Origin of the sequence: Pseudomonas antarctica, assembly GCF_900624995.1 — a bacterium.
GTDB classification, from domain to species: domain Bacteria; phylum Pseudomonadota; class Gammaproteobacteria; order Pseudomonadales; family Pseudomonadaceae; genus Aquipseudomonas; species Aquipseudomonas antarctica.
This window is the reverse complement of the sequence record NZ_UYXQ01000005.1, coordinates 201,419-218,490: the sequence shown is the minus strand read 5'-3', so window position 1 is coordinate 218,490 and position 17,072 is coordinate 201,419. Positions and strand designations below refer to the sequence as shown.

Here is a 17,072-nt window from a genome sequence, read left to right as displayed (position 1 = left end):
GTGGTGGCCCAGCTCGGCACCAAGGGCTCGCTCGATCAAGGCCTTTTTGAACGCCATCGACGCATCCTGAATGGCTTCGGCACTCATCGGGCCGCTGACGAACTGGTCGATCAGCTCTTTTGGAATGGCTGGAAGGTCACGCTGGGCCCTGCGGGCCGGTTTCTTTGTGGTTGGCATACATGCACCTCTTCAACATGTTATGCCCGAACACAAAATTTATGACAGTCCCAATATAAGGGCGCCCATGGGCGCCCTTATGCTTACTCTCAGCCTTACGCCGCACTGAACAACTTATGCGGATCAATCACAAACTTCTTCGGCACGCCCGCATCAAACTCGCCGTACCCACGCGGCGCGTCATCCAGGCTGATGACTTCGACGCCGACGATATCGGCAATATGAATGCGGTCCCACATGATCGCCTGCATCAGCTGGCGGTTGTACTTCATCACCGGCGTCTGCCCGGTGTGGAAGCTGTGGGATTTAGCCCAGCCCAGACCAAAACGAATGCTCAGGCTGCCCATTTTCGCGGCGGCATCGACCGCGCCTGGGTCTTCGGTGACGTACAGGCCAGGAATACCGATTTTGCCTGCCACACGCACCACGCCCATCAGCGAGTTAAGCACGGTGGCCGGGGCTTCGGCCTTGGCGCCGTCATGCCCGTGGCCACGCGCTTCGAAGCCCACGCAGTCAACGGCGCAGTCCACTTCTGGCTCGCCCAGCAACGCGGCGATCTGTTCGTGCAGCGGGGTGTCGGTGGACAGGTCAACCACTTCAAACCCTTGCGCCTTGGCGTGGGCCAGGCGGATAGAATTGACGTCGCCGATGATCACCACCGCCGCACCGAGCAGGCGTGCGGACGCGGCAGCGGCCAGGCCGACCGGGCCAGCACCGGCAATGTAAACCGTGCTGCCTGGGCCAACGCCAGCGGTGACGGCGCCGTGGTAGCCGGTGGGCAGGATGTCGGAGAGGCAGGTCAGGTCGCGGATTTTCTCCATAGCCTTGTCGCGGTCCGGCAGTTTCAGCAGGTTGAAGTCGGCGTACGGCACCAGTACGTATTCGGCCTGGCCACCGGTCCAGTCGCCCATGTCGACATAGCCATAAGCACCACCGGCACGCGCCGGGTTAACGGTCAGGCACACGCCGGTGTGTTGTTCTTTGCAGGAGCGGCAGCGGCCGCACGCGACGTTGAACGGCACCGAGACCAAGTCGCCGATTTTCAGGTTCTCTACGTCGCTGCCCTTCTCGATCACTTCGCCGGTGATTTCGTGACCGAGCACCAGGCCGGTCTGGGCAGTGGTGCGGCCGCGCACCATGTGTTGATCGGAGCCGCAGATGTTGGTGGAGACCACGCGCAGGATGACGCCGTGTTCAATCTTCCTGCCACGGGGGTCCTGCATTTTGGGATAGTCGATTTTCTGTACTTCGACCTTGCCGTTGCCGAGATACACGACACCACGATTACCAGACATGCTTTCACCTCGCTGTTGTTTTTATGGAACCGCGTTGCCCAGGCAGGCCGCGCGTAAAATGCTCGGGTACAGATGCTGTTTGTGCGTTGTTGCTGATGGCCTCATCGCGGGCAAGCCCACTCCCACCTTTTGATTTGTGAACACATTCAAATGTGGGAGCTAGCTTGCCTGCGATAGCGATCTAAAGAACGACCGTGCGATTGGCGTTCAAAAACACCCGCCGCTCAATGTGATACCCCACCGCCCGGGCCAATGTCAGCCCTTCGATATCCCGGCCCTTGGCAATCAAATCCTCGGGATAGTGGCTGTGATCGACCACCTCCACGCCCTGGGCGATGATCGGGCCTTCGTCCAGGTCGTTGTTGATGTAATGCGCGGTGGCGCCGACCAACTTCACACCCTTGTTGTACGCCTGGTGGTAGGGCTTGGCGCCCTTGAACCCCGGCAGCAACGAGTGGTGGATATTGATGGCCTTGCCATCGAGCTTGCGGCACAGCTCCGGCGACAGCACTTGCATGTAGCGCGCAAGAATCACCAGTTCGGCGCCGGTGTTTTCAATCACTTGCCACACCTGACGCTCCTGGGACGGTTTGTCGTTGGGGTCAAGGGGGAAATGGTAGTAGGGAATCTGGTGCCAGTCGGCCAACGGCTTGAGATCCGGGTGGTTGGACACCACCGCAACCACGTCCATCGACAGCTGACCAATGCGCTGGCGGTACAGCAGGTCGTTGAGGCAGTGATCGGCCTTGGAAACCATGATCACCACTTTTGGCCGGTAGTTCGGCGCCGTCAGCTCGAAGATCATGCCGAAGGCTTCGCCGCGCGTGGCCAGGCCATCGCGAAACGCCTGCTCGTCGAAACCATCGGGCTGACGGAATTCCACGCGGATAAAAAAGCGGCCCGAGAGGCGATCATCGAACGAGTGGTGTTCGGTGACGTAGCAGCCCTGCTCGAACAGGTAGCGGGTGACCGCGTCCACTGTGCCGAGCACGCTGGGGCAGTCGGCGGTCAAAATCCATGTATCAGGTGCGCGGCTCATAGTGAATCCTCAGGCCTTCGTTGATCGTTCCCACGCTCTGCGTGGGAACGATCGTTATGCGACGACATTCAGGCCGAACTCGGCCGAGGCGTCCTGCAACCACAACCACCAGTAATCCGAAAAGCTGCGACGGATCACCAGTTCCCAGGTGTCTTCAGCGGTATGGCGGATCACCAGTTGCGACTTGGCGAACACCGTGCCCACCGCCTTGCCCACCGGGAAGTTATTGGGGTGCACGTCGTAGCTGGTGGACTTCATCAGCACATCACGTACGTTCGGGCCGCTGAGTTCAAGGATCTGCTGGCCGCCGCTGACGTTGACGATCTGGATATGCAGGTCGCCCAGGGCGGCACGCAGGTTTTGTTCGGCGGCGAATTCTTCACCGCTTGGCACGATCAATAGCCACTCGTCCGGGCCGAGCCATTGCAGGCTGGTTTCGCCGTTGACGATGACTTGCAGGGCGCCAGGCAGTTCGATGCCCAGGGCTTTGTGCACGCCGGCAGCGAAGGCCGCGTCATGGCCATCGCCACGAATCGTCAGGTGGCCGAGGAGTTTCTTTTCGCGCACGGTCACGCCGGCGTTTTTGCGGCCCTTGCCGACCAGGCTGGCGAGGTCGGCGTGGTGCAGCGACGACTCGGCCTTGGCGCCGGTGGTGGGGCGTTGTTGGTATACGTTGGCTGCTGTCATAAAGCACCTTTCCTAATTTGATCGTTCCCACGCTCTGCGTGGGAATGCCGCCATGGACGCTCTGCGTCCGCTCTTGGGACGCAGAGCGTCCCGGGATGCATTCCCACACGGAGCATGGGAACGATCAGGTGTCAGATGTTCTGCCGCTCACCTTTCGGATCAAAGAACACCGAAGACACAATCTGCGCCTCGATCACGCTGCCATCCGCCTGGGGCGAGAACACGCGCTCGCCGATGCGCTTCAAGCCGCCCTTGACCACCGCCATCGCAAACGAATAGCCGAGGGAGTTGTGGGCATAGCTGGAAGTGACATGGCCGACCATCTTCATCGGGATCGTCTGCTTCGGATCGAACACCAACTGCGCGCCTTCCGGCAGCCATACGTTCGGATCAATCGGCTTGAGCCCGACAAGCTGCTTACGCTCTTCGCGCACGCAGTCTTCACGGTTCATGCCGCGCCAGCCGATCCACGAGAACGGTTTGGTGCGCCCTACACACCAACCCATGTTCAAGTCGTCCGGGGTCATCGAGCCGTCGGTGTCTTGGCCGACGATGATGAAGCCCTTCTCGGCCCGCAGTACGTGCATGGTTTCGGTGCCGTACGGGGTCAGGTTGTACTTCTTGCCGGCCTCGACAATCTGTTCCAGAACGCCCATGGCGTAGTCGGCCTGCACGTTGACTTCGTACGACAGCTCACCGGTAAACGAGATACGGAACACCCGCGCCGGTACGCCGCCGACCAAGCCTTCTTTCCAGGTCATGAACGGGAAGCCGTCCTTGTCCAGGTCGATGTCAGTAACTTCGGCCAACAGCTTGCGGCTGTTGGGGCCGGACAAGGTCATGGTCGCCCAGTGGTCGGTGACCGAGGTGAAGTACACCTTGAGGTCCGGCCATTCGGTCTGTTGGTAGATTTCCAGCCACTGGAGTACACGCGCCGCGCCGCCGGTGGTGGTGGTCATCAGGAAGTGGTTGTCGGCGAGGCAGGCGGTAACGCCGTCGTCGAAGACCATGCCGTCTTCCTTGCACATCAGGCCGTAGCGCGCCTTGCCCACGTCGAGCTTGGTCCAGGCGTTGCTGTAGATGCGGTTGAGGAACTCACGGGCATCCGGGCCTTGAATGTCGATCTTGCCAAGGGTGGACGCATCCAGCAGGCCGACGCTGTCGCGCACGGCCAGGCATTCGCGTTTCACCGCGGCGTGCAGGTCTTCACCGTTGCGCGGGAAGTACCACGGGCGTTTCCACTGGCCGACGTCTTCAAACTCGGCGCCGTTTTTCACGTGCCAGGCTTGCAGCGCGGTGTAGCGCACCGGCTCGAAGATGTGCCCACAGTGCCGGCCCGCTACCGCGCCGAAGGTCACCGGCGTGTAGTTGGGGCGGAACATGGTGGTGCCCATCTGCGGGATGGTCACGTTCAGCGAGCGGGCCGCGATGGCCAGGCCGTTGACGTTACCGAGCTTGCCCTGGTCGGTGCCGAAGCCCAACGCGGTGTAACGTTTGACGTGTTCGACCGACTCGAAACCTTCGCGGGTCGCCAGTTCGATGGCGGCGGCGGTCACGTCGTTTTGCAGGTCGACAAATTGCTTCGGCGCCCGTGCGGTCGCTTTCTCGTGAGGCACTTGGAACAGCGCCAACGTCGGCTCTTCCAGACGGCTCAAGGCTTTGGGCAGCGTACCTTCCACCGGCGTGAAACCAGCTTCGCTGGCCGCGCGCACGCCGCCTTCAAAACCATCCGCCAGGGAATCGCCAAGGCCGTAGACGCCGTTGATACCACCGACGCACACGCGTTTCTGCGGTGCTTCGCCCGGTACGAAACCGAGGATGTCTTCACGCCAGGTCGGCTTGCCGCCCAAGTGCGAAGCCAAGTGAACCACCGGGCTGTAGCCGCCGGAGCTGGCGACCAAGTCGCACTCCAGCCACTCGCCGGGGCTGGTGACTTTATGCGCGTTGACGTCGATGGCCGCCACGCGGGCGCCGGTCACGTGCTTGCTGCCACGGGCTTCGATCACGGCGCTGCCGGTGAGGATACGAATGCCTTTGGCGCGCGCTTCTTCCACCAGCGCGCCACGTGGGTTGTGGCGCGCATCGGCCACAGCGACCACGCTGAGGCCAGCGTCGAACCAGTCCAGCGCCACGCGGTAGGCGTGGTCGTTGTTGGTCGACAGCACCAGCTTTTTGCCCGGCGCCACGCCGTAGCGGCGCACGTAAGTGGAAACTGCACCGGCCAGCATATTGCCCGGCACGTCGTTGTTGCCGTACACCAGCGGGCGCTCGCACGCACCGGTCGCCAGCACCACACGCTTGGCGCGTACACGGTGAATACGCTGACGCACCACGCCAATCGGCGCACGGTCACCGAGGTGATCGGTGAGGCGCTCGTGAATGGTCAGGAAGTTATGGTCGTGGTAACCGTTGACGGTGGCGCGGGGCAGCAGCACCACGTCCGGCAGGGCGTTGAGTTCAGCGATCACACTGGCGACCCATTCGGTGGCCGGTTTGCCGTCGAGGCTTTCGCGGGAATCCAGCAAAGAGCCGCCGAATTCTTCCTGCTCGTCCGCGATGATCACCCGCGCGCCGCTACGCGCAGCGGCCAAGGCCGCCGACAGCCCGGCAGGGCCGGCGCCGACGATCAGCACGTCGCAGTGACGGTTGAAGTTGTCGTAGGTGTCCGGGTCGTTCTCGGTCGGCGAGCGGCCAAGGCCTGCGGCCTTACGGATGTACTTCTCGTAGGTCATCCAGAACGATTGCGGGTACATGAAGGTTTTGTAGTAGAAACCCGGCGGCATCAGCTTGCCGCCGACCTTGCCGAGAATGCCCATCATGTCGTTGTTCACGCTCGGCCAGCCGTTGGTGCTGGTGGCGACCAAGCCTTGGTATAGCGCCTGTTGCGTGGCGCGCACGTTGGGAATCTGGGTGGCTTCGGTGGCGCCGATCTGCAGCACCGCGTTCGGCTCTTCGGCACCGGCGGCAAAGATGCCGCGTGGGCGCGAATACTTGAAGCTACGGCCGATGATGTCGACGCCGTTGGCCAGCAAGGCAGCGGCAAGCGTGTCGCCCTCAAAGCCTTTGTAGCTCTGGCCGTTGAAGGTAAACGTCAGGGCTTTATTACGGTCGATGCGGCCACCGTTGGACAGGCGATTGATCTGGCTCATACCTTCTCTCCAGAAGCCTTGGCGGTGAATTGCGGCTTGGTGCCTATCTTGTAGGTTTCAAGAATTTCGTAGGTCAGTGTGTCGCGGGTCGCATTGAAGTACTGACGGCAACCGGCGGCGTGAATCCACAGCTCGTGGTGCAGGCCGCGTGGGTTATCGCGAAAGAACATATAGTCGCCCCACTGTTCGTCGGTGCAGGCGTTTGGGTCCAACGGGCGCGGGATATGCGCTTGGCCGGACGCGTGGAATTCCTCTTCGGAGCGCAGTTCGCCACAGTGAGGACAGAAGATATGCAACATGAGGTGTTTCTCCTGTTAGTGGGCGACGGCCGCAGCGCCGTGTTCGTCGATCAGCGCACCGTTGTGGAAACGGTCGATGGAGAAAGGTGCAGCCAACGGGTGCATTTCACCCTTGGCGAGGCTGGCGGCAAACACGTTGCCTGAGCCTGGCGTGGCCTTGAAGCCACCGGTCCCCCAGCCGCAGTTGAAGAACATGTTCGGCACCGGGGTTTTGGAGATGATCGGGCAGGCGTCCGGCGTGGTGTCGACGATGCCGCCCCACTGGCGGTTCATGCGCACGCGCGACAGCACCGGGAACATCTCGACGATGGCCTGAATGGTGTGCTCGATTACCGGGTACGAGCCGCGCTGGCCGTAGCCGTTGTAACCGTCGATACCGGCACCGATCACCAGGTCGCCCTTGTCGGACTGGCTGATGTAGCCGTGCACGGCGTTGGACATGATCACGCTGTCGATGATTGGCTTGATCGGCTCCGACACCAACGCTTGCAGCGGGTGGGATTCAATCGGCAGGCGGAAACCGGCCAGCGAAGCCATGTGGCCGGAGTTACCCGCCGTCACCACACCGACGCGCTTGGCGCCGATAAAGCCTTTGTTGGTTTCGACGCCGATGCACACGCCGTTTTCTTTGCGAAAGCCGATCACTTCGGTCTGCTGGATCAAGTCCACACCGAGTGCGTCAGCCGCGCGGGCAAAGCCCCAGGCCACGGCATCGTGACGGGCCACGCCGCCGCGCCGTTGCACGGTGGCGCCGAGCACCGGGTAACGGGTGTTTTTCGAGCAGTCGAGGTACGGGATCTCGTCGGCCACTTGTTTGGCGTTGAGCAGTTCACCGTCCACGCCGTTGAGGCGGTTGGCGCTGACGCGGCGCTCGGAGTCACGGATGTCTTGCAGGGTGTGGCACAGGTTGTAGACGCCACGCTGAGAGAACATCACGTTGTAGTTCAGGTCCTGGGACAGGCCTTCCCACAGTTTCATCGCGTGTTCATACAGGTGCGCCGACTCGTCCCACAGGTAGTTGGAGCGCACGATGGTGGTGTTGCGCGCGGTGTTACCGCCGCCCAGCCAGCCTTTCTCGACCACGGCCACGTTGGTGATGCCGTGCTCTTTGGCCAGGTAATAGGCGGTCGCCAGACCATGCCCGCCGCCGCCGACGATGACCACGTCGTAGACCTTTTTCGGGGTCGGCGTGCGCCACATCTTCTGCCAGTTTTCGTGGTGGCTGAGTGAGTGCTTGAAGAGGCCGAAGCCCGAGTAGCGTTGCATAGTCATTACTCCAAAACCGCGCTCAGCGATAAACCGGGAAATCAGCGCACAGGGCAGACACGTGCTTGGCCACGTTGGCCTCGACATCGGCGTCGCCGAGGTTGTCGAGGATGTCGCAGATCCAGCCCGCCAGCTCAATGCACTGCGGTACTTTGAAGCCACGCGTGGTCACCGCCGGGGTGCCGATGCGCAGGCCCGAGGTCACGAACGGCGACTGCGGGTCATTCGGCACGGCATTCTTGTTGACGGTGATGTGGGCGCGACCGAGGGCGGCGTCCGCCTCTTTGCCGGTGAGTCCTTGGCGAATCAGGCTGACCAGGAACAGGTGGTTATCGGTGCCGCCGGACACTACATCGTAGCCGCGCTTGATAAACACGCTGGCCATGGCCTGGGCGTTGTCGATCACTTGTTGCTGGTAGACCTTGAAACCTGGCTCCGCCGCTTCCTTGAAGCACACGGCCTTGCCGGCGATCACGTGCATCAGCGGGCCGCCCTGAGCACCGGGGAATACCGCAGAGTTGAGTTTCTTTTCAATTTCTTCGTTGGCCTTGGCCAGGATCAAACCGCCACGTGGACCGCGCAGGGTCTTGTGGGTGGTGGTGGTGACCACATCAGCGTAAGGCAGCGGGTTCGGGTACAAACCAGCAGCCACCAGGCCGGCGACGTGGGCCATGTCGACGAACAGCAGCGCGCCGACCTTGTCGGCAATTGCGCGAAACCTTGGAAAGTCCAGGGTTTTGGAGTAAGCGGAGAAACCGGCCACGACCATCTTTGGCTTGTGCTCCACCGCCAGGCGCTCGACTTCGTCGTAGTCGATCAGGCCGGTGTCGGTGTTGATGCCGTATTGCACCGCGTTGTACAGCTTGCCCGAGGACGACACTTTGGCGCCGTGGGTCAGGTGGCCACCGTGGGCCAGGCTCATGCCGAGGATGGTGTCGCCGGCATTGATCAGCGCCAGGTACACCGCGCTGTTGGCGGACGAACCGGAGTGTGGCTGCACGTTGGCGTAATCGGCACCGAACAGCTGCTTGGCGCGTTCGATGGCCAGGGCTTCAACCTTGTCCACGTGCTCGCAGCCACCGTAGTAGCGCTTGCCCGGGTAGCCTTCGGCGTATTTGTTGGTCAGGCCACTGCCTTGGGCTTCCATCACGCGTTTGCTGGTGTAGTTCTCTGACGCGATCAGCTCGATATGATCTTCTTGACGCTGCTCCTCGGCATTCATCGCCGCCAGCAAGGCGTCGTCATATCCCTGGATCTGGTCTTTTTTGCTGAACATCGCGTCTCTCCCAGCCTTTCGTATTGTTAAGGCCCGTGCAGGGCCCTTTGATGCGATGGTAGGGCTGGCGCAGACAGGTCAAATGCCTACGGACGCCACGCAAAGGTGCGTTTACGACATGGCCTGACGCTCCGGCAAATAAAGCACTGAGATTGCTCGCGTCACACGGGCAGCGGGAAACCAAAAACGCGGCCCTGGGGCACAAAACAGCAAAAGGTTGCGACGCTTGCCCCTATCTCGACCAAATACGTATCAAACTGACCGAGACTTTTACCCACTTGGTCTGGCCGAACGTTATCTTGCGCCAGCACGGTATTAAACCTTGGCAACGCGTTTAGGGAGATCAAGGCCAGACTCAATGAATAAGTATGACGTCATCATCCTAGGCGCCGGCCCGGCGGGTTGCGCGGCCGCGATTGCTTGCGCTCAACAGGGCCTGAAAGTGGCCCTTGTCGAGCGCCTGTTGTTTCCACGCCAGCGCCCAGGTGAAACATTGCACCCAGGTATAGAACCACTGCTCCAGCAACTGGGCGTGGCTGAAAAAGTGCGCGGCGATGCCTTCATCCGCCCCACCGGAACGTGGGTGAAGTGGGATAAAGACCGACACTTTGTGCCCTTCGGGAAAGATACCAATGGGCCTTGGCGTGGGTTTCAGATTCCACGGGCAACGCTTGATGGGTTTCTGCTGGATAGAGCGATCGCGCTGGGCGTCCATGCCCTGCAACCCTGCCAGGCAAAAGAGGTGCTGGTAGAAAAGGATCGCGTCGTTGGCATTCGAACCCAGACAGGGTCGTTGTTTTGCCACCACCTGGTTGATGCCAGTGGTGCTCATGCTTGGCTGGCACGCCAACTGGGGCTGATGACGCATCGCTACTCGCCGCCACTGACGGCTGCGTACGGCTATAAGCGCGGAACGGTCGACGAAAGTGCCCTGGGGATCTTTGCAGAAGAGCCGGGCTGGTACTGGACGGCTCACATAGGTCAGGGGCTTTATCACTGGACGCGGCTGCGCTTTGACCAAGAGAAAGGCGCCAAGGCCTCGGCGATTCCCGCTTGCTTCGAACACCTGACATGCGAGGGCGCAATCCAGGGTGCCGATGTCACCTGGAGAATCTGCGCACACGCGGCCGGTAATGGGTACTTCATCATAGGCGACGCGGCTGCCGTGCTGGACCCGGGGGCTTCTCACGGGGTACTCAAGGCCTTGATGTCGGGAATGATGGCCGCGCGCTGCATTGTCGATGAACATGCCACCCCAGCGCATAGGCAGGCTATCTCACTGCAATATTGCCAATGGCTACGGGAATGGTTCGAACGCGACGTACAAAAAATGCGCGCGTTTTACGCGGCTCACCCGTTTCCTCCTCGCTGGCTTCACGCGTGCTCAGCCAATGGCTTTGCGCACCCACAACAGCAGTAAAAAATGCAGCGGGTACAGCGCATAGGCCCAGCGGTGCATGGCGGGTGCAGAGGCGTGTTTGGCGTGTCGCAAAAGCAGCAATCCCGCCAATGGCGCAATCAGGCAAGCCGCCAGCCCAAGTATCGCGACCAGCGTGCCGCTATTGAGCAGAATCTGCCATTGGTTGGCAGCCACACAGACCAAACCCGGCAACACGCTGAAATACCATCGGCGGCTGAACACCAGCAGCATGGCCAGCGGCAGCAAGACGCCGAAAAAACCGAACATCAGGTGCGTGGAAAAAACCCCCGCGACAATGAGGGCGATCAGCGCCGATCCTCGATCAACAAGCGCTTTATGCTGCCATCCTCGGGCAACCAGCAAGCCCAGCGCCAAGGTCGGTAACACGTTCAACGTATCGGCATCGTCGATGAACATCCGGTACGGCACTTCACTGATCACACTGAACAGCAGCAACCAGCCCAGGTATCGCCATTCGCCGGTTACGGGCGCATGCCTGACTCGGTGCAAATTGGCCGCAATCGCCAGGCAAAACCAGGGAAACGCCAGGCGGCCGGGTACGTACAGGCCATCAAGGCTCAAACCGACATAACGCAAATGGTCGAGCACCATGCTCAACAGCGCCAGCCACTTGAGCAAATCCAGGGCGCCATCGCGGACGCGTCCGACAGGCAACGTTTGTGTACCGTGCATAATGCCCCAGTGACTTTGCATTTACAGTGCGTGCGCACCTCAGACAATCTTGGGTACAGTGCGCACCAACATCGACCACAGGAATGGGCCATGACCGACAAGAGCCAACAATTCGCCAGCGACAATTATTCCGGCATCTGCCCGGAAGCCTGGGCCGCCATGGAACTCGCCAACCAAGGCCATCAACGCGCCTACGGCGATGATGAATGGACCCACCGCGCCGCCGACGGTTTCCGTAACCTGTTCGAAACCGACTGCGAAGTGTTCTTCGCCTTCAACGGCACCGCCGCCAACTCCTTGGCATTGTCCTCGCTGTGCCAGAGCTACCATAGCGTGATTTGCTCGGAAACCGCCCACGTCGAAACCGACGAATGTGGCGCACCGGAGTTTTTCTCCAACGGTTCCAAGCTGCTCACCGCGCGCACCGAAAACGGCAAGTTGACCCCGGAGTCGATCCGCGAGATCGCCCTCAAGCGCCAAGACATTCACTACCCCAAACCACGCGTGGTCACCCTGACCCAAGCCACCGAAGTCGGCAGCGTGTACACCCCAGAAGAAATCCGCGCGATCAGCGTCACCTGCAAGGAACTGGGGCTGAACCTGCACATGGACGGCGCGCGCTTCTCCAACGCCTGCGCGTTCCTCGGCTGCTCCCCAGCCGACCTGACCTGGAAAGCCGGCGTGGACGTGCTGTGCTTCGGCGGCACCAAAAACGGCATGGCGGTGGGTGAAGCGATCCTGTTCTTCAACCACAAACTGGCCGAAGACTTCGACTACCGCTGTAAACAGGCCGGCCAGCTGGCGTCGAAAATGCGCTTTCTCTCGGCGCCGTGGGTGGGCTTGCTGGAAAACGACGCCTGGCTCAAACACGCCCGCCACGCCAACCATTGCGCACAACTGCTCAGCAGCCTGGTGGCGGATATTCCCGGCGTGGAATTAATGTTCCCGGTACAGGCCAACGGCGTGTTCCTGCAGCTCTCGGAAGCGGCCATCGAGGCACTGACGGCCAAGGGCTGGCGCTTCTACACCTTCATCGGCAAGGGTGGCGCGCGGTTCATGTGCGCGTGGGATACAGAGGAAGAGCGTGTAAGAGAACTAGCCGCGGATATTCGGACAGTGATGGGCGTCTAGGCGAGACGAATACTGGCGGATTGCCGAGACTGTCATTTGATATTTCTGACAGTAACGTTCTGCGCTTTCATTGACTAGCCTCTTGGAACCCGGAAGGAAAAGGCCGCTGCAGCGGCCACCTTTCGGGCACAACTGCCTGCCGAATAATCGGCCGGAAACGGAAATCCAGCAGAGGGTTAGACCATGGAAAATCAATGCTACGCCATGAACGCACGACAAGACGGCAGCCTGAGCGACACGTTCGTAAGTTGGGACGAGTTCAGGAAACTGGCGAAAGTCGGTGACACCATCAGGGAGCCATCGAGAACCCTGACCATCTATGAAAAAGCCTTCGAATTGACAGCTTCCGGCGATCAATTCTCCATCCAGATCTACACCCGCTAACGACGACCCCAAGTGATCGTTCCCACGCTCCGCGTGGGAACGATCTTTCAACGATCTTTCAGAATTCGATGCGCACGTCGCCCTTCGGCACGCTGCAGCACGACAGGATGTAGCCTTCGGCCTCGTCTTCTTCCGTAATCCCGCCGTTGTGCTCCATCTCCACCTCGCCACCCAGTTTCATCACCTTACACGTCCCGCAGATGCCCATGCCGCAGGCCTTGGGGATCAGCAGGCCAAGCTTGGCCGCAGCGGCGTGGACGGTTTCGCCCGGGGCCACACGGATGCTTTTGCCCGAGGCAATGAATTCCACTTGGTGCAGGTCCGCCAGGTCGATTTCAGGTGCGTCGGCGGCTTGCTCGGCTTGCTCCACCGCGTCTGCACGCGCTTCGGGAGGCGTGGCGCCGAAGGATTCCTCGTGATACCGCGCCATGTCGAAGCCCGCCGCTTCCAGCAGGCGCTTCACCGCGTTCATGTACGGCGTAGGGCCGCAGCAGAACACTTCGCGCTCCAGAAAGTCCGGCACCATCAATTCGAGCATCTTGTGGTTCAGGTAACCGCGATAACCGGCCCACGGCTCGCCCAAGCCGTGTTTTTCGCAGATCAAGTGCAGGCTGAAGTTATCGATCCGCGACGCCATGTGTTCCAGCTCGCGGTGATAAATGATGTCTTTGGGCGAGCGGGCGCTGTGGATAAACGTCATGTCGACATTGGCGTTAGTGTCGTAATACCAACGCGCCATGGACATGACGGGCGTGATGCCGACACCGCCACTGAGGTAAAGCACTTTGGTATTGCTGAAGTCGATCGCATTAAACAGCCCCACCGGCCCGTGCACGGCCAACTCCTGCCCTTCATGCAGCGTGTCGTGCAGCCAGTTGGAGACCTTGCCGCCCGGCACACGCTTGATCGTCACCGAAAAGCTGTACGGCACCGACGGTGAGCTGGAAATGGTGTAGGAGCGCATGATCGGCTGGCCGTCGATTTCCAGCTCCAGGGTGACGAATTGCCCCGGCTTGAAAAAGAACAGAATCGGCTGGTCGGCCATAAAGCAGAAGGTGCGCACGTCCCAGGTTTCCTGGATGACTTTGACGCAACGGACGATGTGACGACCATTGGCCCAGGTCTGGGTAGTGACCGGATTCAGGAAGCTGTTGGACATGCTGTTCTCCGTAGCCGTATGTCGGCCTGATGATGGCGATTCTGCGTAACGCGAGAACCTCCCATTTACCTATCTGCGACATTCACATACTTATCGCGACCAGCCCCCATACCACGGGGGTTGCGCGTCGGGATCAGAGTGGGCCATGTCGCTAATGGACAAGGTTCTGGCCTTTGCCGGGCCCACACTCGCTTCCAACAAAGACGCTTTCTTTACGCCTTGCAAAGTACCAACCGTAGCCACTATTCGCCGGCCACACAGAATGGCCCTGAGGACACACACGATGGACGTCACCGCAACTTTAAGCTTGGGCGATCCGCTGGAACCCGCACGCAAGGCCACCGCGCACATGCTGCAAGAGCGCGAGCGCACCTTTTCGCTGCCGCAGCCGTTTTACTCTGACGAGCGGCTGTTTGACATCGACATGCAGGAGATCTTCCAGAAAGAGTGGTTGATCGCCGGCATGACCTGCGAGATCCCCGCCAAGGGCAACTACCTGACCCTGCAAGTGGGCAAAAACCCGATCATCGTGATCCGCGGCGCCGAGGGCGTGGTGCATGCGTTCCATAACGTGTGCCGCCACCGGGGTTCGCGCTTGTGCACCAGCGACAAGGGCAAGGTCGCCAAACTCGTGTGCCATTACCACCAATGGACCTACGAGCTGGACGGACGTCTGCTGTTCGCCGGCACCGAGATGGGCGCTGACTTCGACATGAAGCAGTACGGCCTCAAACCCGTGAACGTGAAGACCGCCGGCGGCTACATCTTCATCAGCCTGGCCGAGAACCCGCCAGCCATCGATGACTTCCTGTCGACACTGACCCACTACATGGAACCCTACGACATGGAAAACACCAAGGTGGCGATCCAGACCACCTTGTTTGAAAAAGCCAACTGGAAACTGGTGCTGGAAAACAACCGCGAGTGCTACCACTGCAATGCGTCGCACCCGGAACTGTTGAAAACCCTGCTGGAATGGGACGACGTCACCGACCCGCGCGCCGACCAGGCCTTCAAGGACCACGTCGCGGCGTCGGCCGCCGCCTGGGACGCGGAAAAAATCCCTTACGCCCACGCCAGCTTCGGCCTGCGTAACCGTATCGTGCGCATGCCGCTGCTCAAGGGCACCGTGTCGATGACCCTCGACGGCAAGCAAGGCTGCAACAAGCTGATGGGCCGTATCAAGAATCCGGACCTGGGCTCGATGCGCATCCTGCACCTGCCGCACTCCTGGAACCACTGCATGGGCGATCACATCATCGTGTTCACCGTGTGGCCGATCAGCGCCCAGGAGACCATGGTCACCACCAAGTGGATCGTGCACAAGGATGCCGTCGAAGGCGTGGACTATGACGTGGAGCGCATGCGCAAAGTGTGGGATGCCACCAACGACCAGGACCGTCGCCTGGCCGAAGAAAACCAGCGAGGGATCAACTCCACCGCTTACCAGCCAGGGCCGTACTCCAAGACGTATGAGTTTGGTGTGGTGAATTTTGTGGATTGGTACAGCGAACGGATGCTGAGCAATTTGGGCGCGGCGCCAGCGCCGTATCTCAAGGGTGTGGCCGTACACGAGTAACCCCCACCCCCATCAAAATGTGGGAATGAGCCAGTTCCCACATGGTCTATCACCATTGTTCAAATTTTGATCAAACCTTTTACAGCCCCCTAACAACCTGGCCTCCAGCCTTCGCCCAACAACTTATCCACAAAGCCACCCACAGTAATTGTGGGCAAGTACACCTTCCTGCCGAAATTAAATGAAGAAAATCCGTGACTTATTCAAAGCTTACGGCTTTTACTGCGACTGTTCATTTATTAACCAAGTCTCTGAAAGCCTCTATTCACGTGTCCTGTAGCAGTACACAAACACCTTATCCACAGAAGCACCAACAGACTTTGGGGGCAACTTTGCCAACGCTGTGGAAAACCGCGTCAACGCTTCATAAATCGGGGCATTCAGGGTTTTTCTTCGGCAAACAAGACGAATTGATCATATTTTGATCAAACCAGTGAAAGCCTTTATTTATAGGAGCTGCAGACGATAGCGAACATCTTATCCACAGAAGCGCCAACAGACTTTGGGGGCAAGTCTGAACGCGGAGATGGCTTGGGATGTGGAAAAACCCAAGCAAAAACCGTCAGTTAGCCTGGTTGTTTTTCGTACAGAGGGCTGCAGGGCTTGATTTACCGGGGTTGTGGACAACCGCGAACAGGTTATCCACAGACGGGTCAACAGGGATTGTGGGTAAGCCTACACGCGCGCCGCAAAAACAGTCTGGCTGCGGGCTTTCCTGTGGGAGCTGGCCTCCTCCCACCTTGGGTTAGCGCACCACACCTTCTTCGATGAGCAGCTTAAGGATTGCTTCGGCGCCCGCCTCGGGGCTGAGGCCCTTGAGCACTTGCCCACCGCCGCCGCTGGCCTTGGCCGTGGCGGCCTTCATGCGGTCGGCACCGCTCTTGGCCTTGATTACCTTGAGACGCTTGGGCCGTGGCTTGGCGGGTTGCAGCAGCGCACCTGTGAATAACTCGTCTTGCTCAATCTCGACCTCATGGGCGGCCAGCTCGCCTCGTTGCGCAGGGCCGTAGGCGCTTTGACGTGGCTTGGGCGCGGCGTTATCCACCGTAGCCAGAAACGGCAAGCGCACCTTCAAGCGCCGCCGCTGCCCGCGTGGCAAGGCTTGCAGCACGTGGGCCACACCGCCTTCGATAGACTCCACCTGCGCCAGCCCGACAACCAGCGGCCAGCCCAGTTGCTCGGCCAGCAGGAACGGCAACATGCCCGAGCCCTCGCCGGTTTCCGCCTGGCTACCGGTGAGCACCACCTGGGCGCCAGCGTCCCGCAGGTATTCACTGAGCACCGGCAAGGCGTCAGAACCTGCCGGCTGCTCCAGCACGTGCAACTGCGTCAAGCCCATGCCCAGGTAGCTGCGTAGCGTAGGCTCGTGAATGTTGCCGGCATGCAGCACCTGCAACTTATCCCCAGCCATTTGCAGGCCCAACTCGACAGCGCGAGCATCTTGCTCGGCGCGGCGTGGGCGGCCTGAAGTCGGGTGGGCGCCGATGGACACCAAGCTGATTACATGTGTCGTCATGG

General features: G+C 60.4%; 14 protein-coding genes and 1 pseudogene. 4 read left to right on the top strand and 11 right to left on the bottom strand.

What is annotated here, in order from left to right; genetic code table 11:
- From E0F99_RS06130 to glyA, 8 genes and pseudogenes are all read right to left on the bottom strand, one after another.
- A pseudogene (locus E0F99_RS06130) lies at window positions 1-177 on the bottom strand (IS256 family transposase); the annotation flags it as partial.
- 95 nt (window positions 178-272) lie between these two features.
- A complete protein-coding gene (gene fdhA / locus E0F99_RS06125) occupies window positions 273-1,472 on the bottom strand; it encodes a formaldehyde dehydrogenase, glutathione-independent (protein ID WP_048722231.1) in 1,200 nt (399 codons plus the stop codon).
- A gap of 181 nt (window positions 1,473-1,653) precedes the next feature.
- Window positions 1,654-2,511 carry a formyltetrahydrofolate deformylase gene (purU, locus tag E0F99_RS06120; RefSeq protein ID WP_083356407.1) on the bottom strand — a complete coding sequence of 286 codons (858 nt, stop codon included), beginning with the start codon at window positions 2,509-2,511 and terminating at the stop codon, window positions 1,654-1,656.
- 54 nt (window positions 2,512-2,565) lie between these two features.
- Window positions 2,566-3,198 carry a sarcosine oxidase subunit gamma gene (locus tag E0F99_RS06115; RefSeq protein WP_083356406.1) on the bottom strand — a complete coding sequence of 211 codons (633 nt, stop codon included), beginning with the start codon at window positions 3,196-3,198 and terminating at the stop codon, window positions 2,566-2,568.
- A 131-nt stretch (window positions 3,199-3,329) separates the two neighbouring features.
- Complete coding sequence (locus E0F99_RS06110; protein WP_083356405.1) at window positions 3,330-6,347, bottom strand: sarcosine oxidase subunit alpha; 3,018 nt, start codon at window positions 6,345-6,347, stop codon at window positions 3,330-3,332.
- Entirely contained in the window at window positions 6,344-6,646 is a 303-nt protein-coding gene (locus E0F99_RS06105; protein ID WP_083356404.1) for a sarcosine oxidase subunit delta, read from the bottom strand. The genes E0F99_RS06110 and E0F99_RS06105 overlap by 4 nt, the downstream gene beginning before the upstream one ends.
- Window positions 6,647-6,661: 15 nt before the next feature.
- A complete protein-coding gene (locus E0F99_RS06100; protein ID WP_010207084.1) occupies window positions 6,662-7,912 on the bottom strand; it encodes a sarcosine oxidase subunit beta in 1,251 nt (416 codons plus the stop codon).
- Between the two features lie 22 nt (window positions 7,913-7,934).
- Window positions 7,935-9,188: a serine hydroxymethyltransferase gene (gene glyA / locus E0F99_RS06095; RefSeq protein ID WP_083356403.1), complete on the bottom strand. Its 1,254-nt coding sequence runs from the start codon at window positions 9,186-9,188 to the stop codon at window positions 7,935-7,937.
- A gap of 358 nt (window positions 9,189-9,546) precedes the next feature.
- Between glyA and E0F99_RS06090 the strand changes: the two genes are divergently transcribed.
- The gene (locus E0F99_RS06090) at window positions 9,547-10,608 is read left to right on the top strand and encodes an NAD(P)/FAD-dependent oxidoreductase (RefSeq protein ID WP_083356402.1); all 1,062 of its coding nucleotides are present in this window, start codon (window positions 9,547-9,549) and stop codon (window positions 10,606-10,608) included.
- Here E0F99_RS06090 and E0F99_RS06085 read toward each other — a convergent pair.
- The gene (locus E0F99_RS06085) at window positions 10,573-11,301 is read right to left on the bottom strand and encodes a TraX family protein (protein ID WP_083360354.1); all 729 of its coding nucleotides are present in this window, start codon (window positions 11,299-11,301) and stop codon (window positions 10,573-10,575) included. The genes E0F99_RS06090 and E0F99_RS06085 overlap by 36 nt on opposite strands.
- Before the next feature lie 90 nt (window positions 11,302-11,391).
- Here E0F99_RS06085 and E0F99_RS06080 point away from each other — a divergent pair, with 90 nt between their 5' ends.
- Both E0F99_RS06080 and E0F99_RS06075 read left to right on the top strand, forming a co-directional pair.
- The gene (locus E0F99_RS06080) at window positions 11,392-12,432 is read left to right on the top strand and encodes a threonine aldolase family protein (RefSeq protein ID WP_083356401.1); all 1,041 of its coding nucleotides are present in this window, start codon (window positions 11,392-11,394) and stop codon (window positions 12,430-12,432) included.
- A 204-nt stretch (window positions 12,433-12,636) separates the two neighbouring features.
- Complete coding sequence (locus E0F99_RS06075) at window positions 12,637-12,816, top strand: hypothetical protein (RefSeq protein WP_456239024.1); 180 nt, start codon at window positions 12,637-12,639, stop codon at window positions 12,814-12,816.
- 58 nt (window positions 12,817-12,874) lie between these two features.
- On the opposite strand, the gene gbcB is transcribed toward E0F99_RS06075, so the two are convergent.
- On the bottom strand, window positions 12,875-13,975 hold the full coding sequence (gbcB, locus tag E0F99_RS06070) for a glycine-betaine demethylase subunit GbcB (protein ID WP_083356399.1): 1,101 nt from the start codon (window positions 13,973-13,975) through the stop codon (window positions 12,875-12,877).
- A 283-nt stretch (window positions 13,976-14,258) separates the two neighbouring features.
- Here gbcB and gbcA point away from each other — a divergent pair, with 283 nt between their 5' ends.
- Window positions 14,259-15,554, top strand: a complete 1,296-nt coding sequence (gene gbcA, locus E0F99_RS06060) for a glycine-betaine demethylase subunit GbcA (RefSeq protein ID WP_083356398.1) — start codon at window positions 14,259-14,261, stop codon at window positions 15,552-15,554.
- 745 nt (window positions 15,555-16,299) lie between these two features.
- Here the strand turns inward: gbcA and etfB are convergent.
- Window positions 16,300-17,070 (bottom strand): electron transfer flavoprotein subunit beta, encoded by a 771-nt coding sequence (gene etfB, locus E0F99_RS06055; protein ID WP_083356397.1) that lies wholly within the window; start codon window positions 17,068-17,070, stop codon window positions 16,300-16,302.
- Window positions 17,071-17,072 lie beyond the last annotated feature (2 nt).